At 74.3% G+C, this 15826-nt stretch carries 16 protein-coding genes and 1 pseudogene; 10 read left to right on the plus strand and 7 right to left on the minus strand.

Features of this window, described 5'->3' with window-relative positions; translation table 11 throughout:
* Positions 1-25: 25 nt before the first annotated feature.
* Positions 26-628 (minus strand): ClpP family protease, encoded by a 603-nt coding sequence (locus ACGFS9_RS27760; protein WP_393256950.1) that lies wholly within the window; start codon positions 626-628, stop codon positions 26-28.
* 1 nt (position 629) lies between these two features.
* Positions 630-1283, minus strand: a complete 654-nt coding sequence (locus tag ACGFS9_RS27765; protein ID WP_393256951.1) for an ATP-dependent Clp protease proteolytic subunit — start codon at positions 1281-1283, stop codon at positions 630-632.
* A gap of 200 nt (positions 1284-1483) precedes the next feature.
* Here ACGFS9_RS27765 and ACGFS9_RS27770 point away from each other — a divergent pair, with 200 nt between their 5' ends.
* On the plus strand, positions 1484-1966 hold the full coding sequence (locus ACGFS9_RS27770; RefSeq protein ID WP_393256952.1) for a VOC family protein: 483 nt from the start codon (positions 1484-1486) through the stop codon (positions 1964-1966).
* 116 nt (positions 1967-2082) lie between these two features.
* On the opposite strand, the gene ACGFS9_RS27775 is transcribed toward ACGFS9_RS27770, so the two are convergent.
* Positions 2083-3324 carry a PP2C family protein-serine/threonine phosphatase gene (locus ACGFS9_RS27775; RefSeq protein ID WP_393256953.1) on the minus strand — a complete coding sequence of 414 codons (1242 nt, stop codon included), beginning with the start codon at positions 3322-3324 and terminating at the stop codon, positions 2083-2085.
* Positions 3325-3480: 156 nt separating this feature from the next.
* Here ACGFS9_RS27775 and ACGFS9_RS27780 point away from each other — a divergent pair, with 156 nt between their 5' ends.
* The 3 genes from ACGFS9_RS27780 to ACGFS9_RS27790 all read left to right on the plus strand — a co-directional run bounded on the left by ACGFS9_RS27780 (position 3481) and on the right by ACGFS9_RS27790 (position 5739).
* Positions 3481-4278, plus strand: coding sequence for a VOC family protein (locus ACGFS9_RS27780; protein ID WP_393256954.1), 798 nt, complete (start codon positions 3481-3483; stop codon positions 4276-4278).
* A 177-nt stretch (positions 4279-4455) separates the two neighbouring features.
* The gene (locus ACGFS9_RS27785) at positions 4456-4995 is read left to right on the plus strand and encodes an ArsR/SmtB family transcription factor (RefSeq protein WP_393256955.1); all 540 of its coding nucleotides are present in this window, start codon (positions 4456-4458) and stop codon (positions 4993-4995) included.
* Between the two features lie 39 nt (positions 4996-5034).
* A complete protein-coding gene (locus tag ACGFS9_RS27790; protein ID WP_393256956.1) occupies positions 5035-5739 on the plus strand; it encodes a ribonuclease H in 705 nt (234 codons plus the stop codon).
* 10 nt (positions 5740-5749) lie between these two features.
* On the opposite strand, the gene ACGFS9_RS27795 is transcribed toward ACGFS9_RS27790, so the two are convergent.
* Together ACGFS9_RS27795 and ACGFS9_RS27800 are read right to left on the minus strand one after the other, a co-directional pair.
* On the minus strand, positions 5750-6574 hold the full coding sequence (locus ACGFS9_RS27795) for a tyrosinase family protein (RefSeq protein ID WP_393256957.1): 825 nt from the start codon (positions 6572-6574) through the stop codon (positions 5750-5752).
* 33 nt (positions 6575-6607) lie between these two features.
* A complete protein-coding gene (locus tag ACGFS9_RS27800) occupies positions 6608-7003 on the minus strand; it encodes a tyrosinase cofactor (RefSeq protein ID WP_393256958.1) in 396 nt (131 codons plus the stop codon).
* 338 nt (positions 7004-7341) lie between these two features.
* Here ACGFS9_RS27800 and ACGFS9_RS27805 point away from each other — a divergent pair, with 338 nt between their 5' ends.
* The 3 genes from ACGFS9_RS27805 to ACGFS9_RS27815 all read left to right on the plus strand — a co-directional run bounded on the left by ACGFS9_RS27805 (position 7342) and on the right by ACGFS9_RS27815 (position 10717).
* Positions 7342-8547 (plus strand): FAD-dependent monooxygenase, encoded by a 1206-nt coding sequence (locus ACGFS9_RS27805; RefSeq protein WP_393256959.1) that lies wholly within the window; start codon positions 7342-7344, stop codon positions 8545-8547.
* Between the two features lie 95 nt (positions 8548-8642).
* Positions 8643-10100 (plus strand): MFS transporter, encoded by a 1458-nt coding sequence (locus ACGFS9_RS27810; RefSeq protein ID WP_393256960.1) that lies wholly within the window; start codon positions 8643-8645, stop codon positions 10098-10100.
* A 5-nt stretch (positions 10101-10105) separates the two neighbouring features.
* Positions 10106-10717, plus strand: a complete 612-nt coding sequence (locus ACGFS9_RS27815) for a TetR family transcriptional regulator (protein ID WP_393256961.1) — start codon at positions 10106-10108, stop codon at positions 10715-10717.
* Between the two features lie 55 nt (positions 10718-10772).
* On the opposite strand, the gene ACGFS9_RS27820 is transcribed toward ACGFS9_RS27815, so the two are convergent.
* Entirely contained in the window at positions 10773-11399 is a 627-nt protein-coding gene (locus ACGFS9_RS27820) for an alpha-ketoglutarate-dependent dioxygenase AlkB (protein ID WP_393256962.1), read from the minus strand.
* A 158-nt stretch (positions 11400-11557) separates the two neighbouring features.
* The gene (locus tag ACGFS9_RS27825) at positions 11558-12265 is read right to left on the minus strand and encodes an SDR family NAD(P)-dependent oxidoreductase (RefSeq protein WP_393256963.1); all 708 of its coding nucleotides are present in this window, start codon (positions 12263-12265) and stop codon (positions 11558-11560) included.
* A 103-nt stretch (positions 12266-12368) separates the two neighbouring features.
* Between ACGFS9_RS27825 and ACGFS9_RS27830 the strand changes: the two are divergent.
* The 3 genes and pseudogenes from ACGFS9_RS27830 to ACGFS9_RS27840 all read left to right on the plus strand — a co-directional run bounded on the left by ACGFS9_RS27830 (position 12369) and on the right by ACGFS9_RS27840 (position 15777).
* Positions 12369-13209: pseudogene (locus ACGFS9_RS27830) on the plus strand (helix-turn-helix transcriptional regulator).
* Positions 13210-13645: 436 nt separating this feature from the next.
* Positions 13646-14701 (plus strand): tetratricopeptide repeat protein, encoded by a 1056-nt coding sequence (locus tag ACGFS9_RS27835; protein ID WP_393256964.1) that lies wholly within the window; start codon positions 13646-13648, stop codon positions 14699-14701.
* The gene (locus ACGFS9_RS27840) at positions 14698-15777 is read left to right on the plus strand and encodes a polyprenyl synthetase family protein (protein WP_393256965.1); all 1080 of its coding nucleotides are present in this window, start codon (positions 14698-14700) and stop codon (positions 15775-15777) included. The genes ACGFS9_RS27835 and ACGFS9_RS27840 overlap by 4 nt, the downstream gene beginning before the upstream one ends.
* Positions 15778-15826: the final 49 nt, after the last annotated feature.

Here is a 15826-nt window from a genome sequence, read left to right on the forward strand (position 1 = left end):
CCGGACCGTCCGGACGCCCGGACGGTCAGGCCGGTGCCAGCCGGCGGCTCAGCACCTCGTCCGCGAGCCCGTACGCCACGGCCTCGTGCGCGGTGAAGACCTTGTCCCGGTCCGTGTCCGCCCGCAGGGTCGCCGGATCGTGGCCGGTGTGCCGCGCCAGCACCTCCTCGACCTGCGCACGGATCCGGATCATCTCCTTGGCCTGGAGACTGAGGTCGGACACCGTGCCCTGCCGTCCGCCGCTGGCCGGCTGGCCGAGCAGGACCCGCGCGTGCTCCAGGACGAAACGCCGTCCGGGGTCGCCTCCGGCCAGCAGGACCGCCGCGGTCGACGCGGCCTGCCCCACGCAGAACGTGGAGATCGGCGCCTGGACGAACGTCATCGTGTCGTAGATGGCCATCAGCGAGGTGAACGAGCCGCCGGGCGAGTTGATGTACACGGCGATCTCGGATTCCGGACTCGCCGACTCCAGGTGCAGGAGTTGCGCGATGACGACGTTGGCGACGCCGTCGTCGATCTCCGTGCCGAGGAAGATGATCCGTTCGGCGAGCAGCCTGCTGAACACGTCGGAGGACCGCTCGCCCTGCGGGGTGCGCTCGACGACGCTGGGAATCGTGTACGTCGCCATGTCAGAGCCCCGCCCGTCGACGTCCCGCGGCCGGCCGGACGTCGGCCAGCGACTCCACCACCCGGTCCACCATGCCGTACTCGCGGGCCTCTTCGGCCGTGAACCAGCGGTCGCGGTCGCTGTCGCGGGAGATCGTCTCCACGCTCCGGCCGGTGTGCTCCGCGGTGATCCGCTCGATCGCCCGCTTCGTGAACTCCAGGTTCTGCGCCTGGATCTCGATGTCGGCGGTGCTGCCGCCGATGCCCGCGGAGGGCTGGTGCATCATGATCCGTGCGTTGGGCAGCGCGAAGCGCTTGCCGCGCGTCCCCACCGTGAGCAGGAACTGGCCCATGCTCGCGGCGAAGCCCATCGCGAGGGTGGAGACGTCGTTCGGGATGAGCCGCAGGGTGTCGTAGATGGCGAGGCCCGCGGTCACCGAACCGCCCGGGCTGTTGATGTAGAGGGCGATGTCCGTGCGCGGGTCCTCCGCCGACAGCAGCAGCAGTTGGGCGCAGACCCGGTTGGCGGACACCTCGTCGACCTGGGTGCCGAGGAGTACGATCCGGCGGCCCAGGAGCTGGGCGGCCAGGTGGTCGTCGAAGCGGGTCACCGCGGTGTCCCCCTCCTCGGCCCGCGGGGCGGGCGCCGGGGACCGGCCGGAGACGAGTGGCGTCATGGTTCCTCCTGGTCGTCGGGCGACGGGCGTCGCCGCACACCTCACTGTCGACCGGGCCGCGCCGTCCGAGCCGCTTTCTCGGCCCTCGGCAGATTCGCCGAGGGCGGAGCGGCGGCTCATCCGCACCGCGCGGCAGATGAGTTCTCCGCCTCAGGACGGTCGACAGTGGTGACGACACCGCTCCACCCGAGGAGGAACCCATGCCCGCCGACGGTTTCACCACCTGTCTCTGGTTCGACGGCCAGGCCGAGGAGGCCGCGCACTACTACGTCTCCGTCTTCGAGAACTCCGCGCTCGGCAGGATCGGCCGCTACACCGAGGCGGGTCCGGGCCGGGCCGGCACCGTGCTCGCGGCCGAGTTCACGGCCAACGGCCAGAAGTTCGTCGCGCTCAACGGCGGCCCGCAGTTCACGTTCGACGAGGCGATCTCCTTCCAGATCCACTGCGCCGACCAGGAGGAGGTCGACCACTACTGGAACCGGTTCGTCGGGGACGGCGGCGAGGCCGGGCCGTGCGGGTGGGTGAAGGACCGGTACGGGCTGTCCTGGCAGGTCGTCCCCGCCCGGCTGATCGACCTTCTCGGCGACCCCGACCCGGTCAGGGCCGCCCGCACGACCGAGGCGATGCTGGGGATGTCCAAGCTGGACATCGCGGCCCTGGAGAAGGCGCACGCGGGGGAGTAGCCGCGCCGGCCGGGCCGCGGTGCGCTCCCGGGCGCCGGGACGGCCGCCGTCCCTCGGCGCGGCGTCCACGCCCACGGCGTCCCCGCCCGTGACGGGCCGTCCCGGCGGCTCGCCGCTCAGCCGGAGGCGCCGGAGGGGTGCCGCGGACGGATGCGGGCCGCGACGACGGCGACGTCGTCCTCGGCGTGCCGGGCGTCGAGCCGGTGCAGGACCTCGTCGAGCAGCGCGCCCACCCCCGTCCCGAGCGGAAGCCGCAGCGACGCCAGCCGGGCGAGCGAGACGTCGATGTCCTCGCCGCGCCGCTCCACCAGCCCGTCGGTGTACATCACCAGGGTGTCCTCGGGGCCGAGCGCGCGCGTCACCTGTTCGTACCCGCCCACCCCCGTGCCCAGCGGCGGTCCCACCGGAAGGGACAGCAGTTCGCCCGAGCCGTCGCCGGCGAAGACCACCGGGGGCAGATGGCCGGCGCCCGCGATCGCGGCGGTGCCGCGGGCGGGATCGACCCGTACCAGCAGGCAGGTCGCGGGGCGCCGGGTGCCCTCCTCGGCGACCGCCGCGTCCAGTCGGCGCAGCACCCGGTGGGGCGGCAGGTCGGTGGAGGCGACGTACCGGAGCATCGACCGGTACGCGTTCATGTCGACCGCCGCGTCCAGACCGTGCCCCATCACGTCGCCCACCACCAGCAGCGTGCGCCCGTAGTGCAGCCGCACGGTCTCGAACCAGTCGCCGCCCACGAGGGTGCCGCCGCCCGCCGGAAGATGGCGGACGGCCAGGTCGAGGTTCGGGTGAGGCCGGCCAGGTTCGGCGAGCAGCGCGCGCTGCAGATCCAGGACCGTCTCGCGCAGCGCCCGGTGGCGGCGGGCGTGGCCCAGGTGCACGGCGGCGAGGCGTGCGGCGGCGTACAGCGACGCGATGTCCGCGCCCGAGAAGCCCGGCTCCCGCCGGACGGCGACCAGCCTCCCGTGCCCGCCCCCGCGGTCGGGCAGCGGCGCCGACACGATCCGGTGCCGGGCCCGGTCCGGCGACCCGGCCGCCCCCGTGACCGCGGCGCCCTCGGCGGGCGCTTCGCGGGCGGGGGCGGGCGGCGCCGAGGGTGCGGGGAGCAGGTCCGTGCGCCCCACCGCCGCGATCCGGGACAGCGGGGTGTCCCGGCCCGGTTCCGCGGCGGGAGCGTCCGGCGCGGGCAGGTCGACGGCGGCGGCCTCGGCTCCGCGGCGCAGCGCGTACGCGGCGAGTTCCTCGCAGGTGGTGTGCTCGTCGAGCGTGGTGCCGATCGCGTCGACGGCGTCGGCGGGCAGCGCGGCGCCCGCCGCGTCCTCGCCGCCCAGGCCCGTCATCGCACCTCCACCACAGCTCACGCCCGGCTCCATCCACGCACGGCGGCGGCGCCCCCGCACGCCCAGCCGCCCGACGCCGCGCCCGGTGCCGGCCCGCGCGCGGTTCGGCGCGCGACCGCGGCGAAGCCTGGTTAGCGTGAGGAGCGCAACCGTCACCGAACCGAGAAGGTCCTGGCCATGGCCGTAATGCCTGAAGGAACGCCCTGCTGGGTGGACGCGATGTTCAGCGACGTCGAGGGTGCCAAGAGTTTCTACGGCGACGTGCTCGGCTGGACGTTCGGCGACGCGTCCTCGGAGTACGGCAACTACACGCAGGCCTATTCCGACGGGAAGGCCGTGGCGGCGGTCGTCCCGCCGATGCCGGGGCAGGAGGGCCAGTCCGCCTGGTGCCTGTACCTGGCCTCGCCGGACGCCGCGGCGACCGCCGAGAAGATCAAGGACAACGGCGGCGAGGTGCTCATGGAGCCGATGCGCGTCAGCGACTTCGGCACCATGTCCCTGGCCCGCGACCCGGGCGGCGCAGTCTTCGGCGTCTGGCAGGCCGGCGTCCACGAGGGTTTCGAGAAGATCGGCGAACCCGGCGCCTACGCCTGGGCCGAGGTCTTCACCCGCGACCCGGGCAAGTCCGACCCCTTCTTCCCCGCCGTCTTCCCCTTCGGCGCCCAGCAGGTCCAGGACGACAACGTCGACTTCCGGGTCTTCGGCATCGACGGCCGGCCCGTCCTCGGCCGGATGGCGATGACGGACGACTTCCCGCCCGAGGTCCCGTCGTACGTCAACGTGTACTTCGCCGTGGACGACTGCGACGCGGCGGTGGAGCGGGCGACCGCGAGCGGCGCGACCCTGCGGTTCGGACCGGTGGACAGCCCCTACGGCCGGTTCGCGGCGCTCAGCGATCCGCAGGGGGCCGCGTTCTCGGTCATCGACATGTCCACCACCCAGGGCGAGGTGCCCGGGATGGCGGACGTGTCCTGACGCCCCGCCCCGGACCCCCCGCCCGCGGCTGGCCCGCGAGCTCAGCCGGCTGCGCAGTCCCGCCCGCTGCCGGCCTGGACCGACGGGCTCGGCCGCCCCGGCGGCGACACGCTCGGGCCCCTCGCGTCCGCGCTAGCGGCCTACTTCGACACCCTGCTCAAGCCCTACTGGTCGCAGGTGAACGCTGCCGTCGGCAACGACGTCGACCTGCGCTCGCGGACGGTGCTGGACGGCGGTACCCGGGCGCTGTTGGAGGGGCTGCGCCCGCTGGCCCGGTGGCGGGCGCCCGTCCTGGAGGTGGACTATCCCACCGAGCGCGACCTGCACCTGGAGGGACGCGGACTCCTTCTGGTGCCCTCGTTCTTCTGCTGGCGCCGTCCGACCGCGCTGGCCGATCCGGGCCTCGACCCCGTGCTGGTCTACCCGGTGGAGAAGACCCCGCCGGCCCTCGCCCGCACCACGCAGGACGGCGTCGAGCGGCTCCTCGGCCGCACCCGTACCGCCGTCCTGGCCGAGGTCGCCGTCGGCGGCTCCCGCACCACCTCCGACGTCGCCCTGGCGGTGGGGATCGCGATGGCCAGCGCCAGCTACCAGCTGGGCGTCCTGCGCGACGGCGGTCTGGTGGCCTCCCGTCGCGACGGGAAGTACGTGCTGCACCGGGTCACCCCGCTCGGCCTGCGGCTGCTGGCCGTCACCGGGCACCCGGCGCGGTCCTGAGGCCGCTCCCCGTGCACCGGCGCCGCGATCCGGCGTGGCATGATCGGGGCCATGCCTGAACGCGTTGTGGCCGCCTGTGACGGGGCCTCGAAGGGAAACCCCGGACCTGCCGGATGGGCCTGGGTCGTCGCCGACGAGGGCGAGACCCCGACCCGCTGGGAGGCGGGCCCGCTCGGCACGGCCACCAACAACGTCGCCGAACTGACGGCGCTGGAGCGCCTGTTGTCGGCGGTCGCGCCCGAGGTCCCGCTGGAGATCCGGATGGACTCCCAGTACGCGATGAAGGCCGTGACCACCTGGCTGCCGGGCTGGAAGCGCAAGGGCTGGAAGACGGCGGCGGGCAAGCCGGTCGCCAACCGCGAGCTGGTCGTCCGGATCGACGAACTCCTCGCCGGCCGGAGCGTCGAGTTCCGCTACGTCCCCGCGCACCAGGTCGACGGAGACCCGCTGAACGACTTCGCCGACCGGGCCGCCAGCCAGGCCGCCGTCGTGCAGCGGCCCGCCGGCAGCGACCAGGGCTCCCCGGAGCCGCCGGCGTCGTCCGGCACCTCCGGTCCCCCCGCGCCGGCCCGCCGCCGCACGGCCGCCAAGACGTCCCGGCCGGGGGCGACCGGCCGCACCCTGACGGCGAAGTTCGCCGGCCGCTGCGTCTGCGGGCGGTCGTACGCGGCGGGGGAGACCATCGCGAAGAACCCCAAGGGCTGGGGGCACCCCGAGTGCCGTGCGGGGGCGGGCGACGCCTGAGCGGCGGCGGTCAGTCCGTGTCGAAGGTGTAGAACGCGGTGTGGTCCAGGAGGTCCGAGGGCCGGACGTCGTTCCACGGCTTCATCGTCTCGTCCAGGTCGACGACGTCGGGTGTCCCCGCGCGGGGCAGGTAGCCGGAGCCGGGATGGCGCCGCCGCCACCGCGCCCACAGCTTGTCCACGAAGGCGTGGTGCAGCCAGAACACCGGGTCGTTGGGGGACACGCCGGTGCCCATCTGGCCGCCCACCCACACGTGCACCCGGTTGTGCAGGTTGACGCCCCGCCAGCCCTCCAGGTGGTTGCGGAAACCGTCCGAGGCGCTGTTCCAGGGAGCCGTGTCGTAGGTGTCCATCGACAGCACCGACTCCACCTCGGCGCGGGTGGGCAGCTCCCGGACCCCCGCGCCCAGCGCCCGGCGCAGATAGGTCCGGGTGTCCACGCGCACGCTCACCGGCCAGTCGCCGGCCGACGCGGCGAACGGGCCGTCCGTCACCCGTCCGTCGAGGCTGCGGCCCGTTCCCCCGAGGAAGTCCGGTGCCCACAGCGAGGACCGGGCGGAGCGGTCGGCGGTCCAGTCCCAGTACGGCAGCGCCACCGAGGGGTCGACGGACTGCAGCGCCCGCTCGAACTCCAGGAGGAATCTGCGGTGCCAGGGCAGGAACGACGGTGAACGGTGGCCCGTGCGCTCACCGTGGTCGGTGTCGCCGAGGATGAAGGCGTTGTGCGTCGTGACGAAGGCGTCGTAGCGGCCACTGCGCTTGAGCTGGATCACGGCGTCGACGAATCGCCGCTTCTCCTCCCGGGTCAGGTTCGCCTGGTTCTTGCGTACGGTCATGTGCGGAACTCCACGATCTGCTTGCGGGACGGCTCAGTTGGCGGCGAAGGGCACGAGGGGTGCCCCCTGCAGCTCCACGACGGCGGCGCGGGCGGCGGCCCGCGGGGTCGGCACGGGGTCGTAGTGGCTGACGACGCTGATCCAGCTGCCGTCGGCGTTGCTCATCACGTGCAGTTCCACGCCGTCGACGAACACCGCGTAACCGCCGTGGTGGTGGCCGCCCCCGCTGACCGGGCGCCCCGTTATGCGGCGTCCCTGGAAGACCTCGTCGAAGGCCTCCGGGCCGCCGTGGTGGTGGTCGCCGGCCGCGGGGCCGGCGGGTGCGGCAGGCGACGCCGACGCCGAGGGGGTGGTGAGGGCCTGGGCGCCGGCGGCCGTGACGAGTGCGGCGGCTGCCGAGAGGGCGCCGCGGCGGCTGAGGTCCGGCATGCGGACTCCTTCCGGATTCGGTTGGGTTGCGGACCCGATATGCCTATCCGACCGTCGAACAGCACCGGAAATCGCCGCATGCCGGTTGGCCGCGATCAGGACAATCCCGCACATGTCGTGCAGGATTGAACGAAGATGATCTTGCTGTTCCGGGTGGTCCGCGTGGGCGGCGGGAAGCAAATCCTGCGGTGGCGGCCGATGTTGCCGTCGATCTTGCCGGGGCGCCCCGCGGTGAGTGGCGGCGCTCACGCTCCCGAAGTGGCGTGAATTCCGGGAGGGTCGACCCCTGCTACTCTTCGTGGTCAATTGACCGCTTTGTGTAGTGCAAGGGAGTGCTCGTGAAGATCGCGTGCGTCGGTGGCGGACCCGCGGGCCTGTACTTCGCGATCCTGATGAAACTCCAGGACCCGTCCCACGAGATCACCGTCCACGAGCGGAACCCGGCCGGCTCCACCTACGGCTGGGGTGTCACCTACTGGTCGGGCCTGCTCGACAAACTGCGCGCGGGCGACCCGGTGTCGGCCCTCGCCGTCCGCGAGAACTCGGTGAGCTGGCGCGAGGGCGTCGCCCACGTCGGCGGCCGGACGACCGTGCACCCGGGCGACGAGGGGTACGGCATCGGCCGTCGCCGGATGCTCGACCTGCTCGCCGAGCGGGCCCGGTCCCTCGGCGTGCGGGTCGAGTACGAGCGGGAGATCACCCCCGGCGACCTGCCCGAAGCCGACCTCGTCGTGGCCGGCGACGGGGTGAACAGCGCGCTGCGCGAGAGCCACGCCGACCACTTCGGCACCGAGGTCTCCCTCGGGCGCAACCACTACCTGTGGCTCGGCACCACGCGGGTCTTCCCGTCCTTCACCTTCTCCTTCGTGGAGACGGACCACGGCTGGGTCTGGTGCTACGCCTACCGGTTCGCGGAGGACCGCAGCACCCTCGTCGTGGAGTGCTCCCCGCAGACCTGGTCGGGCCTCGGGCTCGACCGGGCGAGCGAGGCCGACAGCCTGGCCCTTCTGGAGAAGGTCTTCGCCGACCTGCTCGACGGGCACCCGCTGATCGGCCGGTCGCAGCCCGACCGCGCCGCCGCCTGGCTCACCTTCCGGACCCTGACCAACCGGACCTGGCACCGCGGCAACCTCGTCCTGCTCGGCGACGCCGCCCACACCACCCACTACTCGATCGGCGCCGGCACCACCCTGGCGCTGGAGGACGCCATCGCGCTGGCCGCCGCGCTGCGGGACCACCCCGACCTGGGCACCGCGCTCGACGCCTACGGGCGGCGGCGCAGGGCGGAGCTGCTGTCGGCGCAGAGCGCCGCCCGCCACAGCGCCCGCTGGTACGAGAACCTGCCGCGCTACATCGGCCTGCCGCCGGACCAGATGTTCGCCCTGCTCGGCCAGCGGCACTCCCCGCTGCTGCCGTACGTGCCGCCGCAGCTGTACTACCGGATCGACCGCGCCGCCGGACGGCTGGAGGCGCTGCGCCGCCTCAAGCGATGGATCGGGCCCAAGGTGGCGCGCGGAGTCCAGTCGCGCACGCGCCGGGGGTGACCCGCGCCCGATGGGGCCGACTGGGGTGAATGACGATTCACCGATAAGGTGAATTGTCATTCACCCCAGTTTTCGTCTCTCCACCGGGAGCGTTCATGGCGGCTCTGCGCGAGCGGCTCGCAATCCCCGTCCTCGCCTTCGGCGGGATTCTCATGGCCGTCATGCAGACGGTGGTCGTCCCGCTGCTGCCCGACCTGCCCCGGCTCACCGGCGCCTCGGCGGGAGCGGTCTCCTGGACGGTCACCGCGACTCTGCTGTCCGGAGCGGTACTGACCCCGGTCCTCGGGCGCGCCGGCGACATGTACGGCAAGCGGCGCGTCCTGCTCATGGCGCTCGGGCTGATGACCACGGGTTCCCTGATGTGCGCGCTCACCTCGGACATCGGCGTGCTGATCGCGGCGCGCGCCCTCCAGGGCGCGGCGGCGGCCGTGGTCCCGCTGTCGATCAGCATCCTGCGTGACGAACTGCCGCCCGAGCGGACGGGCTCCGCCGTCGCCCTGATGAGTTCCACGGTCGGCATCGGCGCCGCCCTGGGCCTCCCGCTCGCCGCCCTGATCGTCCAGTACGCGAACTGGCACGTGATGTTCTGGGCCACGACGGTGCTCGGCGTCCTCGGACTCGCGCTGGCCTGGTGGGCGGTCCGCGAGTCCCCGGTGCGCGAGACCGGCCGCTTCGACATAACCGGCGCGCTCGGCCTGGCGGCGGGCCTGGTGTGCCTGCTCCTCGCCGTGTCGCAGGGCGGCACCTGGGGCTGGACCAGCCCGGGGGTCCTGGGTCTGTTCGCCGGCTGCGTCGTGATCCTCGCGCTGTGGTGGCGACAGCAGTTGCGGACCGCGAGCCCCTTGGTCGACCTGCGCCTGGCGGCCCGCCCCCGCGTCGCCCTGCCGCACGTGGCCGCCCTGCTGACCGGCTTCGCGTTCTACGGGAACTCCCTGGTCACGGCGCAACTCGTGCAGGCGCCGGCGGCCACCGGGTACGGGCTGGGACTGTCCATCGTCGCGACCGGCCTGTGCCTGCTGCCGGGCGGCCTGACGATGCTGCTGCTCTCGCCCGTCTCGGCCCGCATCTCGGCCGCGCGGGGCCCACGGATCACCCTGGCCCTCGGCACGGCGATCATCGCCGCCGGATACGCGCTGCGCGTCCTCGACAGCCGCGACCTGTGGATGATCATCGTCGGGGCGACCGTCTGCGCGGTCGGCACCACGTTCGCGTACTCCGCACTGCCGACGCTGATCCTGCGTGCCGTGCCCGCGGGCCAGACCGCGTCCGCGAACGGGGTCAACGTCCTCATGCGCACCATCGGCCAGGCGGTGTGCAGCGCCGCGGTGGCCGCCGTGCTGGTGCACCACACGAGCGTCTTCCACGGCGCTCCCGTCCCGACGCTGCACGGCTATCTGCTGGCGTTCGTCATGGCGGGCACGGTCGCCCTCGTTGCCTGCGCCGCCGCCCTGTCGATCCCCGGGGACCGCGCCCGGCGGGCGACCCCGCGCGGCGACGGCCCGACCGGCGGCCGCACCGGCGCCTCCCGTGACGAGGCACTCGAAGGAGCCTGAACACCGTGACCACCCCCTCCACCGCCCGCGCCGAGGATCGGACCGCCGAGGCGGCCACCCCGGGCGCGGCCCCCCGCCGCGACGCCGAGGCGAGCCGGGCGGCCATCCTGCGCGCCGCCCGCCATCTGCTCGCCCGGCACGCCCACGCGGACATCACCCTGAAGGCGGTCGCCGACCGGGCCGGGGTGAGCGCCCCGCTGATCCTGAAGTACTTCGGCAACAAGGACGCCCTGTTCGCCCGCGTCATGTCCTTCGAGTCCGACGCCGACGCGCTGCTGGACGCGCCGTTGGAAGACCTCGGCCGGCACATGGTCCGCCATCTGCTCGAAGGGCAGACGCAGCGCGGCGCCGACCCCGTGCTGCGGATCGTCTTCGCGCCCCTGCACGGGGAGCAGGGCGACATACTGCGCGCCAACTTCCGCACCCAGGTCAGCGAGCGCCTCGCCGAGCGGATCGGCGGACCCGGTGCGGGCCTGCGGGCCGAACTCGCGGTGAGCACCCTGCTGGGGCTCGGGGTGATGTACGGCATCGCGCGGGGCACACAGCTGCGCGCGACGCCGATCGACGACATCGTCGACCGGTACGCGCCGGCGGTGCAGGCGCAGCTGGCGCCCTGATCCCGCCGACCGCGCCCGCCCTCCGGGACACCTGCGCGGGCGGGAGCGCTGCCGTTCACCGCACCCCGGCCGGCCGGAACTGGACGCTGATCCGGGGGCCGGTCGCCCGAGCCGACTTGGGGATCGCGTGTTCCCAGGTGCGCTGGCACGAACCGCCCATCACGATGAGGTCGCCGTGCCCCAGCGGGCGCCGCAGGGCCGGCCCGCCGCCCCGGGGCCGCAGCAGGAGGTCGCGGGGCGCGCCCACCGACAGGATGGCGACCATCGTGTCCTCGCGGGAACCCCGCCCGATCCTGTCCCCGTGCCAGGCCACGCTGTCGCGGCCGTCCCGGTAGTAGCACAGCCCCGCGGTCGTGAAGGGTTCGCCGAGTTCGGCCGCGTAGTGGGCGGACAGCGCGTCCCGGGCCTCGGTCAGGACCGGGTGCGGCAGCGGCTCGCCCGCCCCGTGGAAGGACAGCAGCCGGGGCACGTCCACCACCTGGTCGTACATGGGGCGCCGCTCAGCCCGCCACGGGACCTCCGCGGCGAGCCGCGCGAACAGCTCGTCGGCCCCGCCCAGCCAGCCGGGCAGCAGGTCGATCCAGGCGCCGGAGCCCAGCTCGGTGCGGCGGGTCCCGTCGAGCGGACCCAGGTGCAGTTCGTCCCGCTGGTCGAAGAGCGACCCCTGGAGGTGCATGGCCATGCGACCAGCGTACCCCTGTAATCGAATATGCGTTCTATCCGGCATGTTCTGGCAGGTCACGGCACCGCATCACGGCACCGACCCTGCTCCGGTCGGGGCGCCCCGCGGCGGCCGGACCGGCGCGGGGCGAGGCCCCGGCGGGTGGGCGCCCCGGCCGGTCACCAGGGCAGGGAGCCCTGGGCGTCGACATAGCGGCCGGTGGGCCCGTCCCGGCCGACGCGTGCCATGCGGACGATGATCTCGGCGCCCTGCTGCACGCTCTGGACCCCGGTGTTGCCGTTCAGGTCGGTGGCCGTGAAGCCGGGCTCCACCGCGTTGACGCGCAGCTCGGGGAACGCCTTCGCGTACTGCACGGTGATCATGTTGACGGCCGTCTTGGACGCGGGGTAGGCGATGCCGGGGTAGAAGTGGCCGGGCGAGGCGGGATCGCTCATCCCGCCCAGGGACGCCAGGCCGCTGCTCACGTTCACCACGACCGGCGCCGTCGACCGCCGCAGCAGCGGCAGGAAGGCGTGGGTGACGCGCACGACGCCGAAGACGTTCGTCTCGAACAGGTCGCGCAGGGTGTCGGCGGTGGTGTCGGCCGCGCCGACGATGCCGTTCGCCTCGCCGCGTCCCTCGACGCCTGCGTTGTTGACCAGGACGTCCAGGCCGCCGTCCGCCTCGACCGTCCTCGCGGCGGCGGCGACCGAGGCGTCGTCGGTGACGTCGAGGACGAGGAGCCGCGCGCCCAGTTCCTCCGCGGCGCGCCGTCCGCGCCCCGGGTCGCGGCTGCCCACGTAGACGCTGTGTCCCGCCGCGACGAGCCGGCGGGCGGTCTCGAACCCGAGACCCTTGTTCGCTCCGGTGATCAATGTGGTGGTCATGAGCGCCACCCTCCACCGGTCCGGAGGGGGCAGCCAGGCGTCCGGTCTTCCTGGGACCGCGGGTACCAGGCACCCGTGCGCGCCGGGGTGCACAGTGGGAGGCATGGCGAGCACGGAGTTCGGCAGGACGGTACGGCGCTGGCGCGACCGGGTCGCCCCGGAGGCGGCGGGGCTGCCGGGCGGCGGGCACCGGCGCGCGGCGGGACTGCGCCGTGAGGAACTCGCCCTGCTCGCCGGGATCTCGGTGGACTACATCACCCGGCTGGAACAGGGTCGGGCGGCCAACCCCTCGGAGCAGGTCGTCGAGGCCCTCGGCCGGGCCCTGCGGGTGTCGGCGCCGGAGCGCGAGCACCTGTTCCGGGTGGCCGGTCTGGTCCCGCCGGGGCCGCGGCACGGTGCCCACGCACATCACGCCCGGCGTCCACCGCCTGCTGGACCGGCTGACCGGGACGCCCGTCGGGGTCTACGACGCGGCATGGAACCCGCTGCTGGCCAACCCGCTCTACACCGCCCTCCTCGGCGACCCCTCCGAGCGGCACGGCCGCGAACGCAACGGCGTCTGGCGCAACTTCGTCGGGCCCGGCACCCGGGTGCGGCACACGCCGGAGGAACTGCGGACCTTCCAGGCGACACTCGTCGCCGACCTGCGCGTGACGGCGAGCCGCTATCCCGCCGACCCGCGCCTTCGCCGCCTGGTCGACGAACTGCGCGCCGCCAGCGAGCGGTTCGCCACGCTGTGGGACACCGGGACGGTCGCCTCCCACCGGGCCTCGCGCAAGACCGTCGACCACCCGCGGGTCGGCGCGATCACCCTGGACTGCGACGTGCTGGGCGTCGCGGGCGCCGACCTGCGGATCATGGTCTACACGGCCGAGCCCGGCACCGAGGACGCCGAACGCGTCGCGCTGCTCGGCGTTCTCGGGAACCAGGCGATGGTGGACTGAGGGCGCCCGCCCCGGGCCGCCCGGCACGCCTCCGGCACCACCCGGAGCGCGCTCCGGCCCGGGGCGGGCGAACCGTGCGGCCGGCGGGCCGCGGGCGGGAATCCCCCCGGTGCGCATCGGGCGGGCCGCCGCCGGTGCCGCCCCCACCGGGAGGCGAACGGCCCTCCGCCCGCAGTCCGTTCCGCCACATGCCGTGCCGGGAGAGGCAACCTCACGGACCGCGGTGCCGTCTTGATCCGAGACGGGCGACAGGCGCCACGTCCCCACCGAGCGGAATCGCACCGGCACAGGCCGGACCGACTATGAACCGCGCGTATACATGCTGTGTATACACGGAGGTGGGGCCGGCTCCCGCCCACCCGATCCGACGACCGGCCACAGCACCGCCGCCGGACCGCGCCGCCCGCGGCCGGACGGCGAACGACGAAAGGCATCCATGTACGGCAAGGCATCCGCCCCGGAGTACCAGGGCGCCCTGACCACCCTGTCCGTGAACTCCTCGCTGACCGACGTCCTCGCGGCGGGCACCGAGCAACTGCGCGCCGCCGAGCGGGCGGGGCAGCGCGCCGAGGCCGCCCGCTCGGGCCTCGCGGTCGCCGAGGCGCACCGCAGGCTCGGGCAGGTGGCCGAAGCGGACCGCGCCTGGAAGGCGAGCTACCGCACCGCCCGGGACGCGGGCGACGGCGCCGCGATGGCCTGGGCGCTGTGGAGCGGCGGCACCCTGGCCCGTCAGCGCGGCGCGTTCCCGCTGGCCTGGCGGCTGCTGCGGCTGGCCGCCGAACTCGGCGGCCGGTCGGGGGACGTCGTGGTCCGTGGCTACTCCCTCGCGGGCATGGCCGAGACCGGCCGCATCCAGGGCGACTACGAGGCGGTGACCGCCCTCCACGAACAGCTCCTCGCCGAGGCGCGACGACGCGGCGAGGCCCGCCACACCGTATGGGCCCTGGAGGGCATCGCCCAGATCCACCGCAACTCCGGTGCGTACGACACCGCGTACACCCTCTTCGAGGAGGCCGCCGGGATAGCCGCCGCGGCCGAGGACCGGCGCGGGCACGCCTGGGCCCTGCGCGGCCTCGCCGACATCGTCTCCGTCCGGGACGGCGACACCGGGCGCGCCCTGGACCTGCTCACCGAGGCGGAGCGGTCCTGCCGGGCCATGAACCTGTCCGGCGCCCTCGCCTACAACCACAAGATGCGCGGCAACGTCCTCTACCGGGCCGGGCGGTACGGCGAGGCCCGCGACGTCTACGCCCGTGCGCTCGCCGAGTTCGAGGAGATGAGCGAACCCCGCGGACGGGCGCTGTGCCGGCTCGGTCTGGCCAAGGCCCTGGCGCGGCTCGGCCGCGACCGTGCGGAAACGGCCGCCGAACTGGACGAGCTGGCGGTCGCGCTGGACGCCATCGGGCTGCGCCACGCCCGGCGCATGGTCGAGCAGGCCAGGACGGAACTCGGCCTGACCGCCGCGCCCGCGGACACGGAGGCCGCGCGATGACCCCGACCGCCCTGCGCCGCGCGACGCCGCCGGTCGCCGGACCCCCCGCCTCCGACGAGTCCTTGTCCACCGCCGCACACGTCCTGCGCCGCTGCCGCTCCCTCGCGGCGCCCGCGCTCGCGGCGGCCGTCGGCCAACTCCACCCGTGGGTCGCGGAGATGGCCCGCTACGCACTGGGCCGGGACGCGGGCGGCGACGTCGGTCACGGGGGTGGCAAGGGAATCCGCCAGGCGCTCGCCGTCCTCGGCGCGCAGGCCGTCGGCGGCGAGCCGCGGGCGGGGGTGCCCGCCGCAGTGGCGGTGGAACTCGTCCACACCTTCTCGCTGCTCCACGACGACATCATGGACGGTGACGCGCTGCGCCGCGGCCGTCCCGCCGTGTGGAAGGCGTACGGCACCGGACCGGCCGTGCTCGCCGGTGACGCGCTGTTCGCCCTGGGAGTGGACACGCTCGCCGCCGCACCGCACGCGGGACCCGCCGTGCACCGGTTGAGTGCGGCCCTCAAGGACCTGACGAACGGTCAGGCGGACGATCTGCGGTTCGCCGAGCGGCCCTGGACCGGCTCCACGTCGGTCGGCGCGGACGAGTACGCGGCGATGGCGGAACGCAAGACGGGATCGCTGCTCGGCTGCGCGCTCGCCCTCGGGGCGCTGCTGGGCGGCGCGCCCGCCCCCACGGTCGCCTCGCTCGACCGCGCGGGCCGCCACCTCGGCGTCGGCTTCCAGATCGCCGACGACGTGCTCGGCATCTGGGGCGACCCCTCCCGCACCGGCAAGCCGGTCCACGGCGATCTGCTCCGGGGCAGGAAGACCCTGCCGGTCCTCGCCGCCCTCGGTGCGGCTCCCGAGGGCGGTGAACTCGCCGACCTGCTCACCGCTCCGGGTGCTCTCGACGGTGCCGGTGCCCGCCGTGCGGCGGAGCTCGTGGAGCAGGCGGGGGGCCGCGCCCACGCCGAGCGCGAGGCGCGCCGCCGGCTGGCCGCGGCGGACGCGCTGCTGGCGTCCTCGGATCTCGCTCCCGGCCCCCTCGGTGAACTGCGGTCCCTGGTCTCGGCGTTGTCCGGACGGACGGTCTGAGAAGCCCGGTCCGCCGGTGACCGGAATCGGAGCGGCCCGCCCCGGGGCG

The sequence above is a fragment of the Streptomyces sp. NPDC048566 genome, from assembly GCF_043199735.1.
Classification (GTDB): Bacteria; Actinomycetota; Actinomycetes; order Streptomycetales; family Streptomycetaceae; genus Streptomyces.

Coding starts and splice junctions, on each gene's coding strand:
- ACGFS9_RS27760 (WP_393256950.1), bottom strand. CDS start 628: ATGGCGACGTACACGATTCCCAGCGTCGTCGAGCGCACCCCGCAGGGC.
- ACGFS9_RS27765 (WP_393256951.1), bottom strand. CDS start 1,283: ATGACGCCACTCGTCTCCGGCCGGTCCCCGGCGCCCGCCCCGCGGGCC.
- ACGFS9_RS27770 (WP_393256952.1), top strand. CDS start 1,484: ATGCCCGCCGACGGTTTCACCACCTGTCTCTGGTTCGACGGCCAGGCC.
- ACGFS9_RS27780 (WP_393256954.1), top strand. CDS start 3,481: ATGGCCGTAATGCCTGAAGGAACGCCCTGCTGGGTGGACGCGATGTTC.
- ACGFS9_RS27790 (WP_393256956.1), top strand. CDS start 5,035: ATGATCGGGGCCATGCCTGAACGCGTTGTGGCCGCCTGTGACGGGGCC.
- ACGFS9_RS27795 (WP_393256957.1), bottom strand. CDS start 6,574: ATGACCGTACGCAAGAACCAGGCGAACCTGACCCGGGAGGAGAAGCGG.
- ACGFS9_RS27800 (WP_393256958.1), bottom strand. CDS start 7,003: ATGCCGGACCTCAGCCGCCGCGGCGCCCTCTCGGCAGCCGCCGCACTC.
- ACGFS9_RS27810 (WP_393256960.1), top strand. CDS start 8,643: ATGGCGGCTCTGCGCGAGCGGCTCGCAATCCCCGTCCTCGCCTTCGGC.
- ACGFS9_RS27820 (WP_393256962.1), bottom strand. CDS start 11,399: ATGGCCATGCACCTCCAGGGGTCGCTCTTCGACCAGCGGGACGAACTG.
- ACGFS9_RS27825 (WP_393256963.1), bottom strand. CDS start 12,265: ATGACCACCACATTGATCACCGGAGCGAACAAGGGTCTCGGGTTCGAG.
- ACGFS9_RS27835 (WP_393256964.1), top strand. CDS start 13,646: ATGTACGGCAAGGCATCCGCCCCGGAGTACCAGGGCGCCCTGACCACC.
- ACGFS9_RS27840 (WP_393256965.1), top strand. CDS start 14,698: ATGACCCCGACCGCCCTGCGCCGCGCGACGCCGCCGGTCGCCGGACCC.